General features: G+C 38.5%; 1 protein-coding gene. It reads right to left on the bottom strand.

Annotated elements, in window-relative coordinates:
- Nucleotides 1–45 precede the first annotated feature (45 nt).
- Nucleotides 46–239, bottom strand: a 194-nt coding sequence (locus tag HBA93_RS23290; RefSeq protein ID WP_221724802.1) for a hypothetical protein, incomplete at its 5' end; no start/stop codon positions are given.

Below are 239 nucleotides of genomic sequence, written 5' to 3'. Positions count from 1 at the left end.
AAACATATTTCTGAAACAGTAAAATTCAGAAACATTTGTCTTACTTCAAACCGGAAATTTGCAGCTACCAATCGTTTCAAACTGTTGCGCCATTGACGCGATGCAGGGATGAAATTGACTGTTTCTTAACTTTGCCAGCAAGTTTCCTGTTGCTGTCATTTTACCGACATAATCAGTCAAAGAAAAGCCTAAATTTGAAGACGGAGTTTTAGAGGCGGGGTGCGTTTTGTATAATTGTG

It is taken from the genome of Ochrobactrum sp. SFR4, from assembly GCF_019730395.1.
In the GTDB taxonomy this organism is placed as follows: Bacteria; Pseudomonadota; Alphaproteobacteria; order Rhizobiales; family Rhizobiaceae; genus Pseudochrobactrum.
This window is presented reverse-complemented; position numbering and strand designations above follow the sequence as displayed.